This window comes from Aeromicrobium ginsengisoli, assembly GCF_004134905.2.
GTDB classification, from domain to species: Bacteria; Actinomycetota; Actinomycetes; order Propionibacteriales; family Nocardioidaceae; genus Aeromicrobium; species Aeromicrobium ginsengisoli.
In genome coordinates, this window is record NZ_SDPQ02000002.1 from 207,307 (window position 1) to 230,480 (window position 23,174).

General features: G+C 66.1%; 22 protein-coding genes and 1 tRNA gene. 20 read left to right on the forward strand and 3 right to left on the reverse strand.

The features are described from left to right. Positions 1-23: 23 nt before the first annotated feature. From ESP70_RS07780 to ESP70_RS07790, 3 genes are read right to left on the reverse strand one after another with little or no spacing between them, the layout of a single operon-like run. Complete coding sequence (locus ESP70_RS07780) at positions 24-383, reverse strand: hypothetical protein (RefSeq protein ID WP_149688764.1); 360 nt, start codon at positions 381-383, stop codon at positions 24-26. Next, entirely contained in the window at positions 380-1,471 is a 1,092-nt protein-coding gene (locus ESP70_RS07785) for an adenosine deaminase (RefSeq protein WP_281287308.1), read from the reverse strand. Before ESP70_RS07785 ends, ESP70_RS07780 begins: the two co-directional genes overlap by 4 nt. Before the next feature lie 39 nt (positions 1,472-1,510). Next, on the reverse strand, positions 1,511-2,911 hold the full coding sequence (locus ESP70_RS07790) for an NAD-dependent malic enzyme (protein ID WP_149688766.1): 1,401 nt from the start codon (positions 2,909-2,911) through the stop codon (positions 1,511-1,513). Between the two features lie 158 nt (positions 2,912-3,069). Here ESP70_RS07790 and ESP70_RS07795 point away from each other — a divergent pair. From ESP70_RS07795 to rpoB, 20 genes are all read left to right on the forward strand, one after another. Continuing rightward, positions 3,070-3,142 (forward strand) — tRNA-Trp (locus ESP70_RS07795). Between the two features lie 35 nt (positions 3,143-3,177). Beyond that, on the forward strand, positions 3,178-3,399 hold the full coding sequence (secE, locus tag ESP70_RS07800; RefSeq protein ID WP_056209538.1) for a preprotein translocase subunit SecE: 222 nt from the start codon (positions 3,178-3,180) through the stop codon (positions 3,397-3,399). A 16-nt stretch (positions 3,400-3,415) separates the two neighbouring features. Then, entirely contained in the window at positions 3,416-4,288 is an 873-nt protein-coding gene (gene nusG / locus ESP70_RS07805; protein ID WP_246161967.1) for a transcription termination/antitermination protein NusG, read from the forward strand. Between the two features lie 51 nt (positions 4,289-4,339). Continuing rightward, positions 4,340-4,768 carry a 50S ribosomal protein L11 gene (rplK, locus tag ESP70_RS07810; RefSeq protein WP_056209536.1) on the forward strand — a complete coding sequence of 143 codons (429 nt, stop codon included), beginning with the start codon at positions 4,340-4,342 and terminating at the stop codon, positions 4,766-4,768. An 83-nt stretch (positions 4,769-4,851) separates the two neighbouring features. After that, positions 4,852-5,565, forward strand: a complete 714-nt coding sequence (rplA, locus tag ESP70_RS07815; protein WP_149688767.1) for a 50S ribosomal protein L1 — start codon at positions 4,852-4,854, stop codon at positions 5,563-5,565. Positions 5,566-5,682: 117 nt separating this feature from the next. Continuing rightward, positions 5,683-6,498 carry an SCO4651 family lipoprotein gene (locus ESP70_RS07820; RefSeq protein WP_149688768.1) on the forward strand — a complete coding sequence of 272 codons (816 nt, stop codon included), beginning with the start codon at positions 5,683-5,685 and terminating at the stop codon, positions 6,496-6,498. Positions 6,499-6,855: 357 nt separating this feature from the next. Further along, positions 6,856-7,521 (forward strand): 50S ribosomal protein L10, encoded by a 666-nt coding sequence (gene rplJ / locus ESP70_RS07825; protein WP_149688769.1) that lies wholly within the window; start codon positions 6,856-6,858, stop codon positions 7,519-7,521. Between the two features lie 54 nt (positions 7,522-7,575). Beyond that, on the forward strand, positions 7,576-7,968 hold the full coding sequence (rplL, locus tag ESP70_RS07830) for a 50S ribosomal protein L7/L12 (protein ID WP_056209524.1): 393 nt from the start codon (positions 7,576-7,578) through the stop codon (positions 7,966-7,968). A gap of 275 nt (positions 7,969-8,243) precedes the next feature. Next, positions 8,244-9,203, forward strand: a complete 960-nt coding sequence (locus tag ESP70_RS07840; protein ID WP_149688770.1) for an ABC transporter ATP-binding protein — start codon at positions 8,244-8,246, stop codon at positions 9,201-9,203. Positions 9,204-9,256: 53 nt separating this feature from the next. Beyond that, the gene (locus ESP70_RS07845; RefSeq protein WP_056215250.1) at positions 9,257-9,976 is read left to right on the forward strand and encodes an MlaE family ABC transporter permease; all 720 of its coding nucleotides are present in this window, start codon (positions 9,257-9,259) and stop codon (positions 9,974-9,976) included. A 2-nt stretch (positions 9,977-9,978) separates the two neighbouring features. Next, on the forward strand, positions 9,979-10,824 hold the full coding sequence (locus ESP70_RS07850) for an MlaE family ABC transporter permease (protein ID WP_149688771.1): 846 nt from the start codon (positions 9,979-9,981) through the stop codon (positions 10,822-10,824). Positions 10,825-10,827: 3 nt separating this feature from the next. Next, on the forward strand, positions 10,828-12,261 hold the full coding sequence (locus tag ESP70_RS07855) for an MCE family protein (protein ID WP_149688772.1): 1,434 nt from the start codon (positions 10,828-10,830) through the stop codon (positions 12,259-12,261). Beyond that, positions 12,258-13,346, forward strand: a complete 1,089-nt coding sequence (locus ESP70_RS07860; protein ID WP_149688773.1) for an MCE family protein — start codon at positions 12,258-12,260, stop codon at positions 13,344-13,346. Before ESP70_RS07855 ends, ESP70_RS07860 begins: the two co-directional genes overlap by 4 nt. Continuing rightward, a complete protein-coding gene (locus ESP70_RS07865) occupies positions 13,343-14,338 on the forward strand; it encodes an MCE family protein (RefSeq protein WP_149688774.1) in 996 nt (331 codons plus the stop codon). Before ESP70_RS07860 ends, ESP70_RS07865 begins: the two co-directional genes overlap by 4 nt. Continuing rightward, a complete protein-coding gene (locus ESP70_RS07870) occupies positions 14,338-15,501 on the forward strand; it encodes an MCE family protein (RefSeq protein ID WP_188110546.1) in 1,164 nt (387 codons plus the stop codon). The genes ESP70_RS07865 and ESP70_RS07870 overlap by 1 nt, the downstream gene beginning before the upstream one ends. 1 nt (position 15,502) lies before the next feature. Next, positions 15,503-16,846, forward strand: coding sequence for an MCE family protein (locus ESP70_RS07875; protein ID WP_149688776.1), 1,344 nt, complete (start codon positions 15,503-15,505; stop codon positions 16,844-16,846). After that, positions 16,843-18,066 (forward strand): MCE family protein, encoded by a 1,224-nt coding sequence (locus tag ESP70_RS07880; protein WP_149688777.1) that lies wholly within the window; start codon positions 16,843-16,845, stop codon positions 18,064-18,066. The genes ESP70_RS07875 and ESP70_RS07880 overlap by 4 nt, the downstream gene beginning before the upstream one ends. A 38-nt stretch (positions 18,067-18,104) precedes the next feature. Continuing rightward, entirely contained in the window at positions 18,105-18,620 is a 516-nt protein-coding gene (locus ESP70_RS07885; protein ID WP_149688778.1) for a hypothetical protein, read from the forward strand. Further along, the gene (locus ESP70_RS20075) at positions 18,617-19,345 is read left to right on the forward strand and encodes a hypothetical protein (protein ID WP_188110547.1); all 729 of its coding nucleotides are present in this window, start codon (positions 18,617-18,619) and stop codon (positions 19,343-19,345) included. The genes ESP70_RS07885 and ESP70_RS20075 overlap by 4 nt, the downstream gene beginning before the upstream one ends. Positions 19,346-19,692: 347 nt before the next feature. Beyond that, positions 19,693-23,157, forward strand: coding sequence for a DNA-directed RNA polymerase subunit beta (gene rpoB, locus ESP70_RS07895; protein WP_188110548.1), 3,465 nt, complete (start codon positions 19,693-19,695; stop codon positions 23,155-23,157). The last annotated feature ends 17 nt before the right edge of the window (positions 23,158-23,174 follow it).

The following is a 23,174-nucleotide window of genomic DNA, read 5'->3' on the forward strand; positions in this document are numbered from 1 at the left end:
CACCCTTCCACACGTTCGACGGCTCAGGTGCCGTATCCCGCGTCGTGGTTCACGCCGATGATCGTGAGCGTCGCCGCGATGACGAGCAGGAGCAGGACGATCCCGAGGATCGCCGAGCCGATGATGCCCAGGACCATCCCGGCCTTGGCCTCGCCGGCGCGCCGGTATCGCGTGGGCTCGCGCTCCGCCTCGCGATCGGCGACCGCCCCGAAGTACCACGCCAACGGTGAGAGGGCGATCGGCGCCAGCAGGACGAAGAACCCCGCCACGCCGATGATGCCGAGCACCAGGGCCGCCGTGGACCGGGGCGGCTTGGGGAGCGGCGCCGGCTGTGGGGCGTACGGATAGGGCTGCGGCGGCGGATAGGGATACGGCGTGGTCATGCGTCCGCTCCCTCCGCCGGCGGGTTGCCGAGCCACTCGTCGATGCCCGTGAGACCTGCGTTCACGATGTCTGAAGGAGCGTACGACCTGCGGACCGACATGCGGGCGAGTTCGGCCAGCTCGGCGTCGCTGAAGTCCTGGGCGGCACGCAGCACGGCGTACTGGCCGGCGAGGCGAGAGCCGAACAGCAGCGGGTCGTCGGCGCCGAGAGCCACGTCGATCCCGGCGTCGGTCAGGGTGCGGACCGGCACCTCCTCGAGCGTGCTGTAGACCCCGAGCGACACGTTGGAGGTCGGGCAGACCTCGAGCGCGACACCGTCGGTCGCGAGCCGGTCGAGCACGGCGGTGCTCTCCGAGGCGCGTACGCCGTGCCCGAGGCGATCGGGGTGCAGGTGGTCGAGGCACTGCGTGACGTGGGCGGGGCCGCGCAGCTCACCGCCGTGCGGCACGAGTGCCAGCCCGGCCCGCTCGGCGATCGCGAACGCGGGGCCGAAGTCGGTGGTGTCGCCGCGCCGCTCGTCGTTGGACAGGCCGAAGCCGATGACGCCGCGACCGGAGTATTGGGCCGCGAGCCGGGCGAGCGTACGCGCGTCCATCGGGTGCCGGGTGCGGTTGGCGGCGACGACCAGGCCCATGCCGATGCCTGCGCGCGCCGACGCATCGCGGACCGCATCGATGACCAGGTCGGTGAACGCCGTGATGCCGCCGAAGCGCGCGCCGTAGCCGGACGGGTCGACCTGGATCTCCGTCCAGACCGAGCCGTCGGCGGCGTCGTCCTCCGCGGCTTCGAGGATCAGCCGCCGGACGTCCTCCTCGGTGCGCAGCACCGACCGCGCCACGTCGTAGAGGCGCTGGAACCGGAACCAGCCCTTCTCGTCGGTCGTGCTCAGCTGCGGTGGCCAGTCCTCGGTCAGCGACGCAGGCAGGCGTATGCGGTCCCGCTCGGCCAGCTCGAGCAGCGTGCTGTGCCGCATCGAGCCGGTGAAGTGCAGGTGCAGGTGCGCCTTGGGAAGTGCCGAGAGCGACCGGCGATCCGGGGCTTCGAACTGAGGTGAGGCGGACTCGTCAGTCTGGTCTCCGTCGCTCACGTGCCCCATTCAACACGCATCGGTTCTCCGTACGTGTGGTCAGTGGGTTGAATCAGCGGCCTCGGCTGCCTTGCGCACCGCTGCCGCGACGCGCTTGTGCACGTCGGCGTGGAACACGCTCGGCACGATGTAGTTGGCGTTGAGCTCGTCGGCCGTGACGCTGCCGGCGATGGCCTCGGCGGCCGCCAGCAGGATGTCCATGCCGATGCCGTGGCTCTGTGCGTCGAGCAGCCCGCGGAAGATCCCGGGGAACGCCAGCACGTTGTTGATCTGGTTGGGATAGTCCGAGCGGCCCGTCGCGACGACCCGGGCGTGCTGCCGGGCGATCGCCGGGTCGATCTCCGGGTCGGGGTTGGCGAGGGCGAAGACGATCGCGTCGTCGGCCATGGCCTCGACGTCCTGGGCGTTGAGCAGGTTGGGCGCGCTCACGCCGATGAAGACGTCGGCGCCGGGCAGTGCCTCACGCAGGGTGCCGGTCAGGCCGTCGGCGTTGGTGTGGTCGGCGATCCACTGCAGCGACTCGTCGAGCCCTTCGCGTCCTTGGTGGACGACGCCCTGGACGTCACACACCACGACGTGCTTGGCGCCGGCGTGCATGAGGACCTTGAGGACCGCGGTCCCGGCCGCGCCGGCACCGGCCAGCACGATGCGAGCCGTGCCGATGTCCTTGCCGACGACCTTGAGGGCATTGCGCAGGGCAGCAAGGACGACGACCGCGGTGCCGTGCTGGTCGTCGTGGAACACGGGGATGTCGAGGCGTTCGCGCAGGCGGGCCTCGATCTCGAAGCAGCGAGGCGCCGAGATGTCCTCGAGGTTGATGCCGGCGAAGCCGGGGGAGATCGCCGCGACGGTCTCGACGATCTGGTCGACGTCCTGCGTGTCGAGGCAGATGGGCCACGCGTCGATGTCGGCGAAGCCCTTGAACAGGGCGGCCTTGCCCTCCATGACGGGCATCGCGGCGTGCGGGCCGATGTTGCCGAGGCCCAGCACCGCCGACCCGTCGCTGACGACCGCGACGCTGTTGCGCTTGACCGTCAGGCGCCGGGCGTCCTCCTTGTCGGCGGCGATCGCCATGCAGATGCGCGCGACGCCGGGCGTGTAGATCATCGAGAGGTCGTCGCGGTTGCGCAGCGGATGCTTCGTCGCGGTCTCGATGACGCCGCCGAGGTGCATGAGGAACGTCCGGTCGGAGACCTTTTCTACCTTGACGTCGCTGATCGCCTCGAGCGCCGAGACGATCAAGGCCGCGTGGTCGGTGTCGGACGCGGCGCAGGTGAGGTCGATGCGGAGCGCCTCGGCGCCAGATGCCGTGACGTCGAGCGCGGTGACGATTCCGCCCGTGCGTTCGACGGTGGTCGTGAGCTCACTGACCGCCGATCCGCCGGAGGGCACCTCGAGTCGGATCGTGATGGAGTAGGAGATGCTGGGTGCAGTGGCCATGCACCCATGCTAAAACATGAGGAAAGGCTCAGGTTTTTGGGGCGCGGGCCTCGGTTCGACGAGGGCGGGGCGCACCACGTACACTTGACCCACCGGTGAATATTCACTCTAGATCGTCATGCCCTCATCAGGTTTGACCCTGGGATGGAATTCGACTGAGGGCACTAGCTCAACTGGCAGAGCATCGGTCTCCAAAACCGAAGGTTGGGGGTTCAAGTCCCTCGTGCCCTGCGAGACACGACAACGAAGCACAACGAAGGAGTACCGTGAGCGACCGTCACGAGCTGGCCGGCACGTCCGGCAAACGCACGTCGCCGATCACGTTCTACCGACAGGTGATCGCCGAGCTCCGCAAGGTGGTCTGGCCGACTCGCCCCCAGGTGGTCAACTACTTCTGGGTCGTCCTCGTCTTCGTGCTCTTCATGATGGCCATCGTGGCCGGACTCGACTACGGGTTCGGCAAGGCCGCTTTCTGGATCTTCGCGTAGCAACCAAAGGAATTTTGTGACTCAAGGCATCGACCCGCAGACCAGCTCCGAGACCGACGAGGTCGAAGAGCTCGAGCCGTCGACCCCTGCCGAGGACGTCGCAGTCGAGACGGATGCACCCGAGGCCGAGGCTGACGACGCACCCGCCGAGGACGCGATCGCGCCTGACGCCCCCGTCGAGGCCGTCGTTGACGACGAAGCGGTCGAGGACGTCGCCGTCGAGGACGCTGTCGACGACGCACCGGCCGACGACGCACCCGCCGAGGACGAGCCGGTCGCCGACGCGCTCCAGGAGTTCCGCGACCGTCTGCACAACCAGATCGGCGACTGGTACGTCGTCCACACCTACTCCGGCATGGAGAAGCGGGTGAAGTCCAACCTGGAGAACCGGGTGACCTCGCTCAACGCCGAGGACTACATCTTCGAGGTCGTCGTGCCCACCGAAGAGGTCGCCGAGATCAAGAACGGCCAGCGCAAGCTCGTCAAGCGCACGGTCCTCCCCGGCTACGTCCTGGTCCGCATGGACCTCACCGACGAGTCGTGGGGCGTCGTCCGCCACACGCCGTCCGTCACCGGGTTCGTGGGCAACTCCCACCAGCCCGTACCCCTCAGTCTTGCCGAGGTCGAGAGCATGCTCGCCCCGGCAGTGGAGGCAGAGGTCGCAACCGCGACCGACACCCCCGATCAGCAGCAGGCGAAGGCCTCCAAGGTCGAGTTCACCGACTTCTCCGTCGGCGACTCCGTCATGGTCGTCGATGGCCCGTTCGCCACGCTGCACGCGACCATCACGGAGATCAACATCGACGCACAGAGGGTCAAGGCCCTCGTGGAGATCTTCGGCCGCGAAACCCCGGTCGAGCTCAGCTTCACCCAGATCCAGAAGGTCTGAGCCAACCGGTTCTCATCAGCACCAACCATTCAGTAGTCAAGGACCCGAGAAATGCCTCCCAAGAAGAAAGTCGCAGCCATCGTCAAGGTGCAGCTGCAGGCCGGTATGGCCAACCCGGCGCCGCCCGTCGGCACCGCGCTCGGCCCCCACGGCGTCAACATCATGGAGTTCTGCAAGGCCTACAACTCGGCCACAGAAGCCATGCGTGGCAACGTCGTTCCGGTCGAGATCACGATCTACGAGGACCGTACGTTCAGCTTCATCACCAAGACGCCGCCCGCGGCTGAGCTGATCAAGAAGGCCGCCGGACTGCAGAAGGGTTCGCCCGTTCCGCACAAGGACAAGGTCGGCAAGATCTCCAAGGACCAGATCCGCGAGATCGCCACGACCAAGATGCCGGACCTCAACGCGACCGACATCGATGCCGCCATGAAGATCGTCGAGGGCACTGCGCGCTCGATGGGCGTCACGACGGACTAGCAACACTCCACCCCAGCAGTACGTGGCAGGGCCCGCTGGGCCCGTTCAGACCACAACTGGTTCACACAGAAGGAAGACCAGAGATGGCACAGCACAGCAAGGCGTACCGACAGGTCGCCGACAAGATCGACAAGACCAACCTCTACACACCGCTCCAGGCCACCACGCTGGCCAAGGAGTCGGGGAGCAAGGCGTACGACTCGACGGTGGATGTCTCCATCCGGCTCGGCGTCGATCCCCGCAAGGCCGACCAGATGGTGCGCGGCACCGTCAACCTCCCTCACGGCACCGGCAAGACCTCCCGGGTCCTGGTCTTCGCCACCGGCGCCAACGCCGAAGCCGCACGTGAGGCCGGAGCCGACTTCGTCGGTGCCGACGAGCTGGTCGACAAGGTCAACGAGGGCTGGCTCGACTTCGACGCCGTCGTCGCGACGCCCGACATGATGGGCAAGGTCGGCCGCCTCGGCCGCGTCCTCGGCCCGCGCAACCTGATGCCCAACCCCAAGACGGGCACCGTCACGACCGATGTGGCCAAGGCCGTCTCGGACATCCAGGGCGGCAAGATCGAGTTCCGCGTCGATCGTCACGCCAACCTGCACTTCGTGATCGGCAAGGCGTCGTTCACCGCCGAGCAGCTCGCCGACAACTACGGCGCCGCTCTCGACGAGGTCCTGCGCCTCAAGCCCGCGAGCTCCAAGGGCCGCTACGTCAAGAAGATCACGGTCTCCACGACCAACGGTCCCGGCGTGCCGGTCGACCCGAGCCGCACCAAGGCTTACTCCGTCGACGAGGCCTGAGCCTCTCAGACACCACGAGAGCCCCCGGCGCCTGCCGGGGGCTCTCGTGCGTCGTGGGCAGCGCCTACCTCGGGTCCTGAGCTTTCCGACACACTGTCCGCCTCTTATGCTCGTGCCATGAGTTTTTCGAGGAAGCTGTCATCCGTCGTCGCGACCGTGCTGCTCGCCGGTCTGTCCCTGTCCGCCTGCGGCGGCAGTGACGGATCCGATGGCGACAAGGCCGACTCGACCTCCGGCGGCGGTGGCAGCAAGACGACGCTGACACAGGCCAACTTCGCGAAGGTCATCGGCGACTCGCAGGTCGACGCCAAGTCCACGCACATCGACATGACGATCGGCGCCGGCGGCCAGTCGTTCAAGGCCCAGGGCGACGCCGAGTTCGGCACGTCGGCCGCGGACACGTCGGTCGCGATGACGATGGACCTCGGCTCGATCAAGGCCGACATGCGTCTCGTCGACCAGGTCTTCTACATGAACATGGGCGCGATGAGCGACAACAAGTTCCTCAAGATCGACCTCAAGGACAAGAACAACGCGTTCGCCCAGCAGTACGGCCAGATCATGGACCAGATGGACCCGTCGAAGCAGATGGAGCAGTTCAAGGAGGCCATGAAGTCCTTCGAGAAGAAGGGCGAGCCGCAGAAGCTCGACGGCGTCGAGGCGCAGCCGTACGTCGTGACGGTCGACACGAGCAAGATCAAGTCGCTCATGGAGCTTCCGGAGGCCTCCAAGGCGCAGGTCCCGGACACGATCGTCTACACGATGTTCATCGGCCCCGACAACCTGCCGCGTCGCATGGAGTTCGACCTCGCCGGGTCGACATCGACGATCGACTACTCCAAGTGGGGCGACTCGGTCGACATCAAGGCACCGTCGGCCGGCGAGATCTCGGACAAGGACCTCAGCCAGCTGGGCGCACCGTCGGCAGGCTGATCGTCGGCACGGCCGGCCCATGAGGTGACCTTCCAGCGTTGGGAGGTCACCTCGCGGGGTTCGGCATCTGGCGGCTTCGCCGCGATCGTTCAACCTGCCTCGCCGCTCGGCCGCAGGCGGCCTCGAGTTCGCCAATTTGGTCGGGGTGCGGGCGTGCCGTATTCTGGACCTACCGAAGACCGCTGGTCGGTGACTCGCGAGAGTTGCACGAAGCGCCCGGAAGGGCGGCCCGCGCAGGTTGCGAATGTTGGTCCTTTCAACGTCCCGTGCCTTGCGCCGGGACGTTTTTTCGTGTCGGGCCCGTGTACGCACATGGGATCGCAGTCTTCGTACGACCCATGTGCCGGAAGGAGACCCATGGCAAACCCGGACAAGACAGCCGCCGTTGCCGAGCTCGCAGATCACTTCCGCGAGTCGAACGGTGCTGTTCTCACCGATTACCGCGGTCTCACCGTGAAGCAGCTGCAGGAACTGCGGCGAGCCCTCGGTGCGAACGTGAGCTATGCCGTCGCCAAGAACACGCTGACCAAGATCGCTGCCAAGGACGCAGGAGTGGAGATCGACACCGATCTCCTCGTCGGTCCGACCGCCATCGCCTTCATCAAGGGCGATGCGGTGGACGCGGCCAAGGGTCTGCGTGACTTCGCGAAGGCCAACGCGCCGCTCATCATCAAGGGAGGCTTCCTCGACGGGAAGATCCTCACTGCTGATGAGATCAACAAGCTGGCCGACCTCGAGTCGCGCGAGGTCCTCCTCGCCAAGCTCGCAGGTGGCATGAAGGCCAGCCTCACGAACGCCGCGTCGCTGTTCAACGCCCCGCTGTCCCAGGCCGCCCGAGTTCTCGGCGCCCTGCAGGCGAAGGCCGAGAGCGACCCGTCGGTTCTGGCAGCGGGCCCCGAGCCCGTCGCCCCTGTCGAGGAGGCCCCCGCGGCCGAGTCGGCTGAAGCAGAAACCCCGGCCGAGGCACCCGCCGACGCCGCCCCTGTCGAAGCGTCTGCCGACGCCGAGACGACCGAGGGCTGAACGCCCGATTCACATCGGGACCCCCTCGGGGTCTCATAACGGAAGGACGCCACCATGGCGAAGCTCAGCACCGGCGATCTGCTGGATGCATTCAAGGAAATGACCCTCATCGAGCTCTCCGAGTTCGTGAAGGAGTTCGAGGACACGTTCGACGTCACCGCGGCCGCTCCGGTTGCCGCTGCTGCCGCTCCTGCTGCTGGTGGCGCTGCCGCCGGTGGCGAGGCTGCTGCTGACCAGGACGAGTTCGACGTCATCCTCGAGGGTGCCGGCGACAAGAAGATCCAGGTCATCAAGGAAGTCCGTACGATCACGGGCCTCGGTCTCAAGGAGGCCAAGGACCTCGTCGAGGGCGCCCCGAAGCCTGTCCTCGAGAAGGCCAACAAGGAAGCTGCCGACAAGGCCAAGGAGGCCCTCGAGGCCGCCGGCGCCAGCGTCACTGTCAAGTGACTCGTCGCTGAATCCATTCAAGAGCGCCCCTCCTTCGGGAGGGGCGCTTTTGTCTGCCCGGGGGTGACGTGGGTCACGATTGTCACCCAGAGTTACATGGGGTATGTTTCACCGGATCCTTCGGTTAGTTACCGGCGAGTCACCAAGCGTGGTGGGAGCGTAACCTCGGTTGCCATATCTCGTTACTCTCTGTGTCTGCGGTCACACCGGCCTAGGATTGAAGTAGTTCGGCCGGCACTCGCCGGCAGACCACGGCAAGCAAGGAGGGGCCGACCGTGGGCGTTGAAGTCGTCGTCGAGGGGCTGACCAAGAAGTTCGGTAGCTCACTCATCTGGAAGGACGTCACGCTGACCCTTCCGGCAGGGGAGATCTCTGTCATGCTCGGCCCGTCCGGCACCGGCAAGTCGGTGTTCCTCAAGACGCTCATCGGGCTGCTCAAGCCCAACGAGGGCCACGTCTACATCGAGGGCACGGACATCGCCAACTGCTCCGAGAAGGAGCTCTACGAGATCCGCAAGCTGTTCGGCGTCCTGTTCCAGGACGGCGCGATGTTCGGTTCGATGGACCTGTTCGACAACGTGGCGTTCCCGTTGCGCGAGCACACCAAGAAGTCCGAGTCCGAGATCCGTCAGATCGTCATGGACAAGATGGAGCTCACGGGCCTCGTCGGTGCCGAGAACAAGCTGCCCGGTGAGATCTCCGGCGGCATGCGCAAGCGCGCCGGTCTGGCCCGCGCCCTGGTCCTCGACCCCGAGATCCTGCTGATCGACGAGCCCGACTCAGGCCTCGACCCGGTTCGTACGTCATACATCAACCAGCTCTTCATCGACCTCAACGCGCAGATCGATGCCACGTTCCTGATCGTGACGCACGACGTCAACACCGCCCGCACGGTGCCGGACAACATCGGCCTGCTCTACCACAAGCACCTGGCGATGTTCGGCCCCCGCGAGATGCTGCTGACCTCGGCCGAGCCGGTCGTGGCGCAGTTCCTCAACGCCCAGACCGTTGGCCCGATCGGCATGTCCGAGGAGAAGGACGCGGACGAGCTCGCGGCGGAGCAGGGCATCGAGATGCCCCCGCTGCCGCCCGTGCCGCTCCAGCTCGAGCCCTCCGACGGCCGGCCCCGCCGCGCCCAGCGTGAGCCCGGTGCCTGGTGCCGCGACAACGGAGTCACCGCCCCTGCCGGTTCTTTCGGAGAGAAGACGCCGCTGGCTGCCGGCGGTGTTGCGTGACCGCAGCTGTTGTCGCCGGGCCCGCGAGGGTTGCCGGCAACCTCTTCGCCTTCATGCTGGACGTGCTGGTGGCGTTGTTCCGCCGACCGTTCCAGCTCAAGGAGTTCCTGCTCCAGGCCTGGTTCATCGTCAAGGTCACGATCGTCCCGACCGCGTTCGTCTCAATTCCCTTCGGCGCCGTCATCGCGCTGCAGGTGGGTGGACTCATCAAGCAGTTCGGCGCGCAGTCGTTCACGGGTTCTGCCGCAGTCCTCGCGGTCGTCCGTGAGGCCGGCCCCATCGCGTGTGCACTCCTGATCGCGGGCGCCGCCGGCTCGGCCATCGCCGCTGACTTCGGTGCTCGCCGGATCCGCGAGGAGCTCGACGCCATGATGGTGCTCGGCATCGACCCGATCCAGCGCCTCGTGGTGCCCCGCGTGCTGGCCTGCATGCTCGTCGCGGTCTTCCTCAACGGACTCGTCACGGTCGTCGGCGTTGCCGGTGGCTACGTCTTCAACGTCGTGCTGCAGGACGGCACGCCCGGCGCCTATCTGGCGTCCTTCACCGCGCTCGCCCAGCTACCAGACCTCTATCAAGGTATGGTCAAAGCGCTGATCTTCGGCTTCATCGCGGCCATCGTCGCGGCCTACAAGGGCATGAACGCCAAGGGTGGCCCCAAGGGCGTGGGTGACGCCGTCAACGAGGCGGTCGTCATCACGTTCACCCTCCTGTTCATCGTCAACTTCTTCATCTCGGCGATCTACATCCAGCTCGTGCCGCCGAAGGGGATGTGACGATGTCCGACAAGACAGCTCTGTCCGCCGTCACCGGCATCCCGGCGAAGTTCAACAACTTCCTCGACGACCTCGGTCGTCAGATGCTGTTCTACATCCGCGTCATCGCGTCTATTCCGCGCACGATCGCCAACTACGGCAAGGAGATCGTCCGGCTGCTGGCCGAGGTGGCCCTTGGCTCAGGGTCGCTCGCGGTCATCGGCGGCACGGTCGGCGTCATCACGGCGATGTGCTTCTTCACCGGCACCGAGGTCGGCATCCAGGGCTACGCAGCCCTCGACCAGCTCGGCACCGCGGCGCTGACCGGATTCGTCTCGGCCTACTTCAACACCCGCGAGATCGCGCCGATCGTCGCCGGCATCGCGCTGGCCGCGACCGTGGGCTGTGGCTTCACCGCCCAGCTCGGCGCCATGCGCATCAGCGAGGAGGTCGACGCGCTCGAGGTCATGGCGATCCCGTCGCTGCCGTTCCTCGTGACGACCCGAGTCATCGCCGGCCTGATCGCCGTCGTCCCGCTCTACATCGTCGGCCTGCTGTCGTCCTACTTCGCGACCAGATTGACGATCACCAAGATCAACGGGCAAAGTCCGGGCACCTACGATCACTACTTCAACACGTTCCTGCCACCTGGTGACGTGATGTGGTCGTTCGCGAAGGTCCTGATCTTCGCCGTCGTCGTGATCTTGATCCACTGCTACTACGGCTACTACGCCAGCGGCGGACCCGCCGGCGTGGGTGTGGCCGTCGGTCTTGCCGTGCGTACGTCGATCGTCGCGATCAACGTCGTCGACCTGCTCGCCTCGATGGCGATCTGGGGCACGAACGTCACCGTGAGATTGGCGGGCTGACCCATGGCTCGTACCCCCCTGCTCGAGCGCTCCGGCTCCCTCAAGGTGCTGGGCGCTGCGTTCATCGCGTTGCTGCTGCTCATCCTTTGGGTGACCTGGGCGTTCTTCACCAAGGCATTCGTCAACTACGACCCGGTGACCCTCAAGACCGACACCACGGGCGTCAACCTCCCGCAGAACGCCGACATCAAGCTGCGCGGCATGATCGTCGGCGAGGTTCGCAAGGTCGAGCCGGACGGTGACGGCGTCAAGCTCCTGCTGGCGATCAACCCCAAGCTCATCAAGGACATCCCCAAGGGCGTCACGGCCCAGCTCGTGCCCAAGACCTTGTTCGGTGAGAAGTACGTCGCGTTGATCCCGCCCGCGACCGACAACGGCGAGACGCTGCAGGCCGGCGACACGATCACCAAGGCCAACGTGCCGATCGAGGTCGAGACCCTGCTCAACGACCTCTACCCGTTGCTCGACGCGGTCGACCCGGCCAACCTGTCCTACACGTTGAGCGCAGTCTCGACCGCGCTCAACGGGCGCGGCAAGCAGCTCGGCGACACTCTCGTCCAGGCCAACAGCTACCTGCAGAAGATCAATCCGGACATCCCACAGCTGGTCGACGACCTCAACAAGCTCGGCACGGTGTCCGACACCTACGCGGCGGCGATGCCCGACCTCGGCCGGCTGCTGCGCAACACCGTCGTGACCGGCAACACGATCGTCGCCAAGAAGGCACAGCTGACGGCGTTCTTCGACGAGGCGACGGGCCTGTCCGACACCCTGACCGACTTCACGAAGGCGAACGGCGACAACATCAAGGCGCTCAACAAGCTCGGTCGGCCGATCCTCGAGACGGTCGGCGAGTACTCCACGACGTTCCCGTGCTTCCTCGGCGCGATGTCGACGCTCGTCCCGCGCCTCGACAGCGCCTACCGCGACGGGCAGCTGCACATCAACGTCGAGGTCATCGCCCAGCCCAACGCGTACGCCAAGAACGAGAACCTCACGGCGTCGCAGCAGACGTTCGACGACGCGTCGTCCGGTGCCCCCGCGAAGTCCAGCAAGGACATCAGGGCCGACAACGCAGCCGCGCCGACCTGCCTCGACCTCAACGAGATCAACAAGGGCAAGGCCGAGGAGAAGAAGTACTCCTCGCAGGCCCATCCGTTCAAGATCCCGGCCGACGTCTACAAGCTCGTGGGCATCAAGCAGCCGCACGCCAAGTTCGGTTCTTCGGCCGACTTCGCCAACCGCTCGGCGGCCTCGAGCGTCTCGCTGCAGGACCTGGTCCAGCCCAGCATCACCGGCGTCGACTCGCCGAGCGAGCGGGCCGAGCTCAACGTCCTGCTCGGCGGCACCCTCGGGATGCAGCCCTCGAAGGTCGATGACATCGGCTCGCTGCTGATCAGCCCCGTGCTCCGTGGGTCGGCGGTGGAGCTCCGATGAAGCAGATCGACCGCGAATCCATCAGTGCCCTGGTCAAGCTCGGGTTCTTCTTCGCCTTCACCGGCATCTCGACGCTGATCCTGGCGCTCACGCTGAGCAACGGATCGTTCGGTGCCGATCGCAAGGACTACAAAGCTGTCTTCACCGATGTCACCGGCATGGCCAAGGGCGACGACGTCCGCATCGCGGGTGTTGCCGTGGGCTCGGTCAAGAAGGTCCAGATCATCAAGCGCGACAAGGCGCTCGTGACGTTCGGCGTCGACAGCGATGTCCCGTTGACCGACAACACGCACGTGACGATCAAGTTCCGCAACCTCGTCGGGCAGCGCTACATCGCGCTGACCCAGGGCGCCGACGGCGCGAAGACGACACTCAAGGCCGGCAGCACGATCCCCGAGAGTCGCACGCAGGAGGCGCTCGACCTCAATGTGTTGCTCAACGGGTTCAAGCCGGTCTTCCAGGCGCTCTCGCCGTCCGACACCAACAAGTTCGCCTACGAGATCGTGCAGACCTTGCAGGGCGAGAGCGGCAACGTCGAGAACCTGCTCGCCCGCACCTCGTCCCTGACCAACACGCTGGCCGGTCGTGACCAGCTGATCGGGGACGTCATCACCAACCTCAGCCAGGTCCTCGACACCGTGGGCAGCCGCGACAAGGAGCTGACGGACACGATCGACACGCTCCAGCAGTTCGTCACGGGCCTCAAGGACGACCGCAACGCGATCCTCAACTCGGTCGACTCGATCTCCGACCTGACCGACGAGACGTCCGACCTGCTCGTCCAGGGGCGCCCGGCGATCGGTGAGGACATCAAGCAGCTCAACTCGCTGACCAAGAACCTCAGCAGCAAGCGCAACCTGGCGACGATCGAGAACTCGATCAAGATCCTGCCGATCAAGCTGCAGAAGATCGGCAACTCCGCCACCAACGGCAGCGAGTTCAACTTCTACCTGTGTGCCGCACGCGGCAGCATCACGATTCCCGCAATCGCGGGCATCCTGCCGGAGACCAAGCTCGACCTGACCGGGCCCAACGGCCTCGGTGTCGGCGGCGCTCGTTGTGATCAGCCGGGGTATGACCAATGAAGCCATTCCGCGAGCGCAATCCCGTCGTCATCGGCGTCATCGGCATCGCCGTGATCGCCCTGCTGATGCTGGGTGCCTTCCGTGCTGACCGTCTGCCGATCATCGGCAGCGGCGACACCTATCACGCCGACTTCGCCGAGATCGGCGCGCTCAAGGCCGGCAACGAGGTGCGCGTCGCCGGCGTCTCGGTCGGCAAGGTCGAGGGCATCGAGCTCCAGGGCAACAAGGTGCGGGTCACGTTCAAGATCGACAAGGGCACCGACCTCGGCACCGAGACCGGAGCTGACATCCGCGTCCGTACGTTGCTGGGCGCCGAGTTCCTCGCACTGACGCCCAAGGGCCCCGGACACCTGCCCAAGGGCAGCACGATCCCGGTCGCCCGCACGATCGCTCCCTACGACGTCGTGCAGGCGTTCTCCGAGCTCAGCAAGACGACCGACGAGATCAACATCCCGGAGCTGTCCAAGGCACTGGACAGCCTGGCCGACGTCGCCGCCAGCACGCCCGAGGAGTTCCGGGGCGCCATCAGGGGCGTCTCCGATCTCTCGCGCAACCTGGCCGCACGCGACGACCAGATCAACACGCTGCTGGTCAGCCTCAAGAAGGTCTCGGGTGTCCTCAACTCACGCAACACGCAGCTCGTCGCACTCTTCAAGGACTCCGACGTGCTGTTCTCGGCGATCAGCGCACGCCGCGACTCGATCCACCGCCTGCTCGTGTCGACCCAGTCGATCTCGACGCAGCTGCGCGGGCTCGTCAAGGACACCCGCTCGGACCTCAAGCCGGCCCTCGACCAGCTCGACGTGGTGACCACGATGCTCCGCAAGAACGAGGCGAGCCTCGATGAGGCCCTCCGGATCTACCCCGGATTCCTCCGGGTGTTCTCCAACTCGCTGGGCACCGGGCCATGGTTCGACACCTACCTGGGCGGCGCCGCTTCGGCCTCCGGGATCCGCAAGCAGATCGAAGATGCGCTGGGAGGGGGCAGCTGATGAGTCCATCCGGATTGGCACAGCGGTTCGCCGGCATCTCCAAGGTGCTCACCGCCTTCGTCGTGCTCGCCCTGCTGGCTGCCGTGGCGCTGGTCGTCAACAACGGTGACGGCAAGCGCTACATCACGATCGACTTCGAGCAGACCAACTCGGTCTACAAGGGATCCGACGTCAAGATCCTCGGTGTCCCGGTGGGTGAGGTCGTGAGCCTCACGCCGCGTGGCGATGTCGTACGCGCCAAGGTCTCCTACAAGGGCGACATCAAGCTGCCCAACGACGTCAAGGCGGTCGTGGTCTCGCCGTCGATCGTCGGCGACCGGTTCATCCAGCTCGCCCCGGCCTACACCGGCGGAGCGGTGCTCAAGAACAACGCGGTCCTGCCCGTCGACCGCACCGCGGTGCCGGTCGAGCTCGACCAGATCTACCAGTCGCTCGACGATCTCTCCGTGGCACTCGGTCCCAAGGGCGCCAACAAGGAGGGCTCGCTCAGCCGCCTCATCGACGACTCGGCCAAGCAGCTCGACGGTCAGGGCGCTCAGCTCAACGAGACGATCCACAACTTCGGCAAGCTCAGCACGACGCTGTCCAACAACAAGGACGAGCTGTTCGGCAGCCTGCGCGAGGTCGAGGACTTCGTGAGCCTGCTCAAGACGAATGACTCGGCCGTACGCTCGTTCAACGACAGCACGGCCAAGGTGTCGACCGTTCTTGCGGGCGAGCGTGACGACCTCAAGGAGACGCTGAGGCAGCTCAGCCTCGCCCTGGTCGACGTCAACTCCCTGGTCAAGGAGAACCGCGGCAAGCTGCGCAGCAACATCGACAACATCGCCTCGCTCGCCGCGGTGCTCGCCAAGCACAAGGCCGAAATCGAGGAGCAGACGATCGCTGCGCCGACTGCCTTGACCAACGTCGCCCTGGCCTACAACGGCACGGCCGGCACCCTCGACACCCGTGCCGACATCCCCGAGCTGCTCAACGGCACGCTCAAGGACCCGGCAACGTTCGTGTGCAACCTGCTCGGCGAGACGGTGGAGAACGGCCTGTGCAAGACCCTGTCCGGCGTGCTCGACAAGGCGCTGCCGCGCACGGCTGCCGCCTCCGCGCCCGTGACGCCGCCCGACAAGGTCAACACGACGTTCGCGCAGATGCTGGGGGTGAACTGACATGAACCGTCGACTGCTTCGTGCCGGTGTCGTCACCGGTGTCATGGGCCTGCTGCTGAGCGGCTGCGGCTTCTCGCCCTACAAGCTCCCGCTTCCAGGCGGCGCCGACCTCGGCAGTGATCCCTACACGATCAAGGTGCAGTTCCGCGACGTCCTCGACCTGGTGCCGCAGAGCGCCGTACGCGTCAACGACATCGCGGTCGGCAAGGTCACCGACATCAAGCTCAACGGCTGGACGGCTGTCGTCACGCTCAAGGTCAACCACGACGCCAAGCTGCCCGACAACACCGAGGCGACGATCCGCCAGACCAGCCTCCTGGGTGAGAAGTTCGTGTCGCTGGCTCCGCCCAAGACCGGGGCCCGCGGCACGCTCGGCAACGGCGACACGATCCCGCTCGACCGCTCGAGCCGCAACCCCGAGATCGAGGAAGTCCTCGGCGCGGCCTCGCTGCTGTTCAACGGCGGCGGCCTCGAGAAGACCAACACGATCGTCAAGGAGCTCAACAACGCACTGGGCGGCAACGAGCCCGAGGTCAAGGAGCTCATCAACTCCACGACCGCCTTCATCGGCCAGCTCGACGACAACAAGGCCGCGCTGCTGACGTCTCTGGAGAAGATCAACCGGCTCGCGGTGGCGACCAACGACCAGAAGGCGGCGATCACCGGAGCCCTCGACGACCTGCCTGGCGCGTTGCGAGTCGTCAACGACCAGCGGGACGACCTCGTCAAGCTGCTCCAGTCGTTGTCCAAGCTCAGTGACGTGGCGACCGGCGTCATCCGCGACTCCAAGGCCGACACCGTCGCCAACCTGCGCGCTCTCGTGCCGACGCTGACCAACCTCACCAAGGCCGGCGACGACCTGGCGACCGCGACGAAGGTTCTCCTCACCTACCCGTTCTCCGATGGGTTCGTCGGCAACACCTACGCGAAGGCGTCCGGCAAGTGTGAGGACGGCCCGCCCATGGTCAAGCAGGGCGTGTGCTTCGGCGACTTCGCCAACCTCAACCTCGGCCTCGACATCAGCGCGACCCAGCTGACCAACATCCTCGACGGCTATGCCGCTCAGGCCGGGTTGACCAAGACCGAGACGAACCCCGACGGCAGCAAGAGCCTCGTGCCCGGCACCCCGACACAGGACCTCGTCGACCTCGTCACGGGTCTGGTCCCGTCGAACGGCTCGACCACGACGCCGGACGACTCCGGCGCCACGCCGACGCCGAGCGCGAGCCCCACGCCGACCAAGGGCGGGGTCTGCTCGCTGCTCAACCTGTGCCGTACGCCAGTCGCCAGCGCGCCGGCCGGCGATCTCGGACAACTTCTCGTGGAACCGGCGGTGGCACCATGATCTCCAGGCTCACCAAGATCCAGCTGGTGATCTTCGCGATCGTCACGCTGCTGGGCGGCGCCTTCGTCGGTGGCCGCTACGCGCAGGTCGACCGGCTGTTCGTGGACCGTACCTTCCCGGTGACGGCGCAGTTCAAGGACTCCGGCGGCATCTTCGCCGGCGCGCAGGTGACCTACCGCGGCATCCCCGTCGGCAAGGTCGGCAAGCTCCAGTTCAAGGACGACGGCGTCCAGGCGCGGCTCGACATCGAGAACGACGCCCCCAAGATCCCAGCCGACGTCGAGGCCGTGGTGGCCAACAAGTCGGCGATCGGCGAGCAGTTCGTCGACCTGCAGCCGCGCAACAACTCCGCGCCCTACCTCCGCAAGGACTCGGCGATCACGCTTCGCAACACGCGCATCCCGATCGACACGACGACGCTGCTCGTTGACGTCAATGACCTGGTGTCGTCGGTCAACACCGACAGCCTGCGCACCGTCGTGGACGAGCTGGGTCAGGCGTTCGAGGGCACCGGTCAGGACCTGTCGACGATCCTCGACACGTCTTCGGAGTTCATCAAGGCCGCCGATGACAACATCGACGTGACCCGCGCGCTGATCAACGACTCGTCGTCGGTGCTGCAGACCCAGATCGACAAGTCGGACGACATCGGCACGTTCTCCAAGAACCTGGCGCTGCTGTCCGACAGCCTCGTCGACGCGGATCCCGATCTGCGCCGGTTGTTCGACAAGGGCAGCGAGAGCGCCGCGACGCTCAACGCGGTGGTCAACGAGAACTCCGCCGACCTCGGCAACGCGATTCGTGACCTCGTCACCGCGAGCAAGCCGTTGTCGGAGAACGTGCTCGGCCTGCAGGCGATCTTCATCCTCTACCCCTACCTCGTCGAGGGCTCGTTCTCGGTGCTGGACGAGGTCGTCAAGAACGGCAAGGGCACCGGCGACTACAACGCGACCTTCGGTCTCGTGGCGCTCGACCCGACGCCGACCTGCACCTACGACCAGAACGGTGGCGCCGCATCGGGCTACCGCGAGCGTCGTGAGGAGGCGGTCATCAGCGACCGCGCCTTCGATACGGAAGCGGACTGTAAAGTCGCAAACAACCACATTGCACGGCAGCCCTCCAAGACCGTGCTGCAGCGATCGGCCGCAACGTCGGACGCATCCGTGCCCACCGGAAAGGACACCTGGAAGTGGCTTCTGCTCGGCCCGGCCCAACAGTGACCGAAAGGTCCAGCCGCACCCGAGTCATCGCTCTCCTGGTGGTCACCACGGTTCTCGGCGTGGTGCTCTCGGCGATCGGTCTCGTCCTGCTCCAGCTGAACCCCTACGACGACTCCAAGGATCGCAACGAGATCACGACGCGAGCCACGGACTTCGCGGTGGCCTACAACACGTACGACGTGGTTGACGTGGCGAACTACCAGAAGCGGCTCAAGGGTCTCCTGACGCCGAAGTACGACAAGGAGTTCGTCAAGATCACCGACGTGATCTTCAAGGCGCTGGAGTCCAAGCAGCAGAAGAGCGGTGGCGCCAAGGTGCAGGCGGCCGCTGTCGACACGATCGACAAGGACTCGGCCGTGGCGATCGTCGCGGTCGACGCCAAGATCACCAACACCGACAACAAGGCCGCCGTCCTGCGACACTTCCGCTGGAAGGTGTCGTTCACCAAGACCGACGGCACGTGGCTGATCTCGGCCTTCGAGAGCATCGCCCCGCGTTCGGCCGTGGCCGCCCCGTCGCCGTCGGCGACCCCCAGCGAAGGTAGCGGAGAATGAGCGATCCCACCGGGCCCGCCCGCCGTCGCCGGATCGCCGGCGAGGGCAAGCCGGCCGTGCCTGCGGCGAAGCCCTCGGCGCGCAAGGTGCCGGCACGGGCGGCAGCGGCCAAGAAGGCCGCCACGCAGAAGCCGGCTGTCGTCCCTCCGGCCAAGGCCGCGCCGACGGTCAAAGCGCCCCGCCCGCCCAAGGTGTCGAAGCCGGCATCGGACAAGCGGTCGCATCCTGACCTGCGGTGGTCCGCCCCGGCCGCGCTCGTCGCCGTTGCCGTCCTCGTGCTGGGAATCGTCCTGACCGTTCAGGGCTATCGGCACGTGCACGGGGCGGGGGAGCGGCTCGACGACGCACGTGAGCAGGCCACCGCCGCGGCCGCCAGCGCCGTGGAGACGGTGTTCACCTACAAGTACACCGAGCTCGACAAGCATCTCTCGGCGTCGACCGCGATCATGACCCCGTCGTTCGCGAAGACGTTCAAGAAGTACGAGCCGGCCCTGCAGGAGGCGGCGCAGCAGCGCAGCGTCCAGATGCAGAGCGTCGTCGGCGACGCCGCGGCGATGCCGTGCGGCGACGAGTGCTCGACGACCAAGATGGATGTCCTGGTGTTCTACGACCAGGCCCGCCTGACCAGCGACTCGAAGACCCCGACGGTGTTCTCCAACCGGGCGAGCGTGTCGATGGTCAAGACCGACGACGGCTGGCTCGTCAACGACATCCGCGCCCGATAGGCGAGACAAGGGCCTGCTTCGCGGGGCTACCGCGTCTTTCGGCTTGCCCTGCGCCATTCTCACCAGCGCTCACAACGGACTTCTGAGCTCCGCGCCCTACCGCAGAGATCCTTGAAATCTCACCGCGAGTTCTCGCGTGAAATGCGGGCTTCTGTCCGAAAAGCCAAATAGACTCCCCCAAGCAGCGGGCTTTGTCAAGACCCGCCCTTGCTTCGCTGTGCCCTGCGGGTTACACTGAACTTTCGCGCCCGCTCTGTCTGCCCATGTCCCCTTGACCGGGGTCGATTGGCGTGCGCGCAGCACGATCCATCGAGCCACCCGCCTGCGAGCCCTTGGAAGGACCCCTCTTGGCCGCCTCGCGCACCTCCGCAACTGTTCAGCCCCGCCGCATCTCCTTTGCAAAAATTTCAGAACCTCTCGAGGTCCCAGAGCTCTTGGCTCTGCAGACCGACAGCTTCGCCTGGTTGATCGGCGACGAGTCCTGGAAGGCCGGTGTCGAGGAAGCCCTCGCCGGTGGCCGCACGGACGTCTCCACCAAGTCCGGGCTCGAGGAGATCTTCGAGGAGATCTCCCCGATCGAGGACTTCTCCGAGACGATGAGCCTGTCGTTCCGTGACCACCGCTTCGAGCCGCCGAAGTACTCCGTCGAGGACTGCAAGGACCGCGACGTCACCTACGCCGCTCCGCTGTTCGTCACCGCCGAGTTCATGAACAACGAGACCGGCGAGATCAAGAGCCAGACCGTCTTCATGGGCGACTTCCCGCTCATGACGGACAAGGGCACGTTCATCATCAACGGCACCGAGCGTGTCGTCGTCTCGCAGCTCGTCCGCTCGCCGGGCGTCTACTTCGAGCGCGTCCCCGACAAGACGTCCGACAAGGACATCTACACCGCGAAGGTCATCCCGTCGCGTGGTGCGTGGCTCGAGTTCGAGATCGACAAGCGCGACCTGGTCGGCGTACGCCTGGACCGCAAGCGCAAGCAGAGCGTCACGGTGCTGCTCAAGGCGCTGGGCTGGAGCGAGGCACAGATCCTCGAGGAGTTCGGCCAGTACGAGTCGATCCGCCTGACCCTGGAGAAGGACAACACCACGACCCAGGACGAGGCGCTCCTCGACATCTACCGCAAGCTGCGTCCGGGCGAACCGCCCAGCCGCGAGGCCGCGCAGACGTTGCTGGACAACTACTACTTCAACGCCAAGCGCTACGACACGGCCAAGGTCGGTCGCTACAAGATCAACAAGAAGCTCGGCGTCGAAGAGGCCTTCGACCAGCAGACGCTGACGATCGACGACATCGTCTCGACGATCAAGTACATCGTCGCCCTGCACGCAGGCGAGACCGAGCTGGCGACGCCGGCCGGTGAGACGATCGTCGAAGCAGACGACATCGACCACTTCGGCAACCGCCGCATGCGCACCGTGGGCGAGCTGATCCAGAACCAGCTCCGCACGGGTCTGGCGCGCATGGAGCGGGTCGTCCGCGAGCGCATGACGACCCAGGACGTCGAGGCCATCACGCCGCAGACCCTGATCAACATCCGCCCGGTCGTCGCGGCGCTCAAGGAGTTCTTCGGCACGTCGCAGCTCAGCCAGTTCATGGACCAGAACAACCCGCTGGCCGGACTGACGCACAAGCGTCGCCTGTCCGCCCTCGGACCTGGTGGTCTGTCCCGTGAGCGCGCCGGCTACGAAGTCCGTGACGTCCACCCGTCGCACTACGGCCGCATGTGTCCGATCGAGACCCCGGAAGGCCCCAACATCGGCCTGATCGGCTCGCTCGCGTCCTACGGCCGGATCAACTCGTTCGGCTTCGTCGAGACGCCTTACCGCAAGGTCGTCAAGGGCAAGGTCACCGAGCAGGTCGACTACCTCACCGCGACCGACGAGGACCGCTTCATCATCGCGCAGGCCAACTCGGTCCTGACCGACAAGAGCACCTTCGCCGAGGACATGGTCCTGGTACGCCAGAAGGGTGGCGAGGCTGAGCTTCGTCCCGCCGGCGACGTCGACTACATGGACGTCTCGCCTCGTCAGATGGTGTCGGTCGCCACGGCGCTGATCCCGTTCCTCGAGCACGACGATGCCAACCGCGCCCTCATGGGCTCGAACATGCAGCGTCAGGCCGTCCCGCTGATCCGCAACGACGCCCCGCTCGTCGGCACCGGCATGGAGTTCCGTGCCGCGGTCGACGCCGGTGACGTCACGGTGGCCAAGGTCGCCGGTGTGGTCAACGAGGTGTCCGCGGACGCGATCGAGATCATGCAGGACGACGGCTCCTACTTCACCTACCGTCTGGCGAAGTTCCGTCGCTCCAACCAGGGCACCTGCACCAACCAGCGTCCGCTGGTCGCTCAGGGTCAGCGCGTCGAGGTCGGCACTCCGCTGGCCGACGGCCCGTGCACCGACGAGGGCGAGATGGCCCTCGGGACGAACCTGCTCGTGGCCTTCATGCCGTGGCAGGGTCACAACTACGAGGACGCGATCATCCTCTCGCAGCGAGTCGTCCAGGACGACCTGCTGACCTCGATCCACATCGAGGAGCACGAGGTCGATGCCCGCGACACCAAGCTGGGTCCCGAGGAGATCACCCGCGACATCCCCAACGTCAGCGAGGAGATGCTGGCGGACCTGGACGAGCGCGGCATCATCCGCATCGGTGCCGAGGTCGGCAACGGCGACGTCCTGGTCGGCAAGGTCACGCCCAAGGGTGAGACCGAGCTGACCCCGGAGGAGCGCCTGCTCCGTGCGATCTTCGGTGAGAAGGCGCGCGAAGTGCGCGACACCTCGCTCAAGGTCCCGCACGGCGAGTCGGGCACCGTCATCGGCGTCCGTGTCTTCGACGCGGCCGAGGGTGACGAGCTCTCCCCGGGCGTCAACCAGCTCGTACGCGTCTACGTCGCCCAGAAGCGCAAGATCTCCAACGGCGACAAGCTCGCCGGTCGCCACGGCAACAAGGGCGTCATCTCCAAGATCCTTCCGGTCGAGGACATGCCCTTCCTGGAGGACGGCACGCCCGTCGACATCGTGCTCAACCCGCTCGGTGTCCCCGGACGCATGAACGTCGGACAGGTGCTGGAGACCCACCTCGGGTGGGTCGCCAAGACCGGCTGGCAGATCCCGGACGAAGAGAAGGACGAGTGGGCGCAGACCCTCCGCAAGATCAAGGCGGACAAGGCTGAGCCCTCGACCAACATCGCGACGCCCGTGTTCGACGGTGCCCGTGAGGACGAGATCCAGGGCCTGCTGGCCTCGACTCTCCCCAACCGGGACGGCGAGCGCATGGTCAAGCGTGACGGCAAGGCGGTGCTCTTCGACGGTCGTACCGGCGAGAAGTTCCCTGATCCCGTCTCGGTCGGCTACATGTACCTGCTCAAGCTGCACCACCTCGTCGACGACAAGATCCACGCACGCTCCACGGGTCCCTACTCGATGATCACGCAGCAGCCTCTCGGCGGTAAGGCGCAGTTCGGTGGACAGCGCTTCGGCGAGATGGAGGTGTGGGCCCTCGAGGCCTACGGAGCGGCGTACGCGCTGCAGGAGCTCCTGACCATCAAGTCGGACGACATCCTCGGACGCGTCAAGGTCTACGAAGCGATCGTCAAGGGCGAGAACGTGCCCGAACCCGGTATCCCCGAGTCGTTCAAGGTTCTCGTCAAGGAGATGCAGTCCCTGTGTCTCAACGTTGAGGTGCTGTCCAGTGACGGTTCGGCCGTCGAGATGCGCGACGCGGAAGAGGATCTCTTCCGTGCCGCCGAAGAACTCGGCATCGACCTGTCCCGGCGTGAGCCCTCCAGCGTGGAGGAGGTCTAGCCCCCAGGGCTGGACCT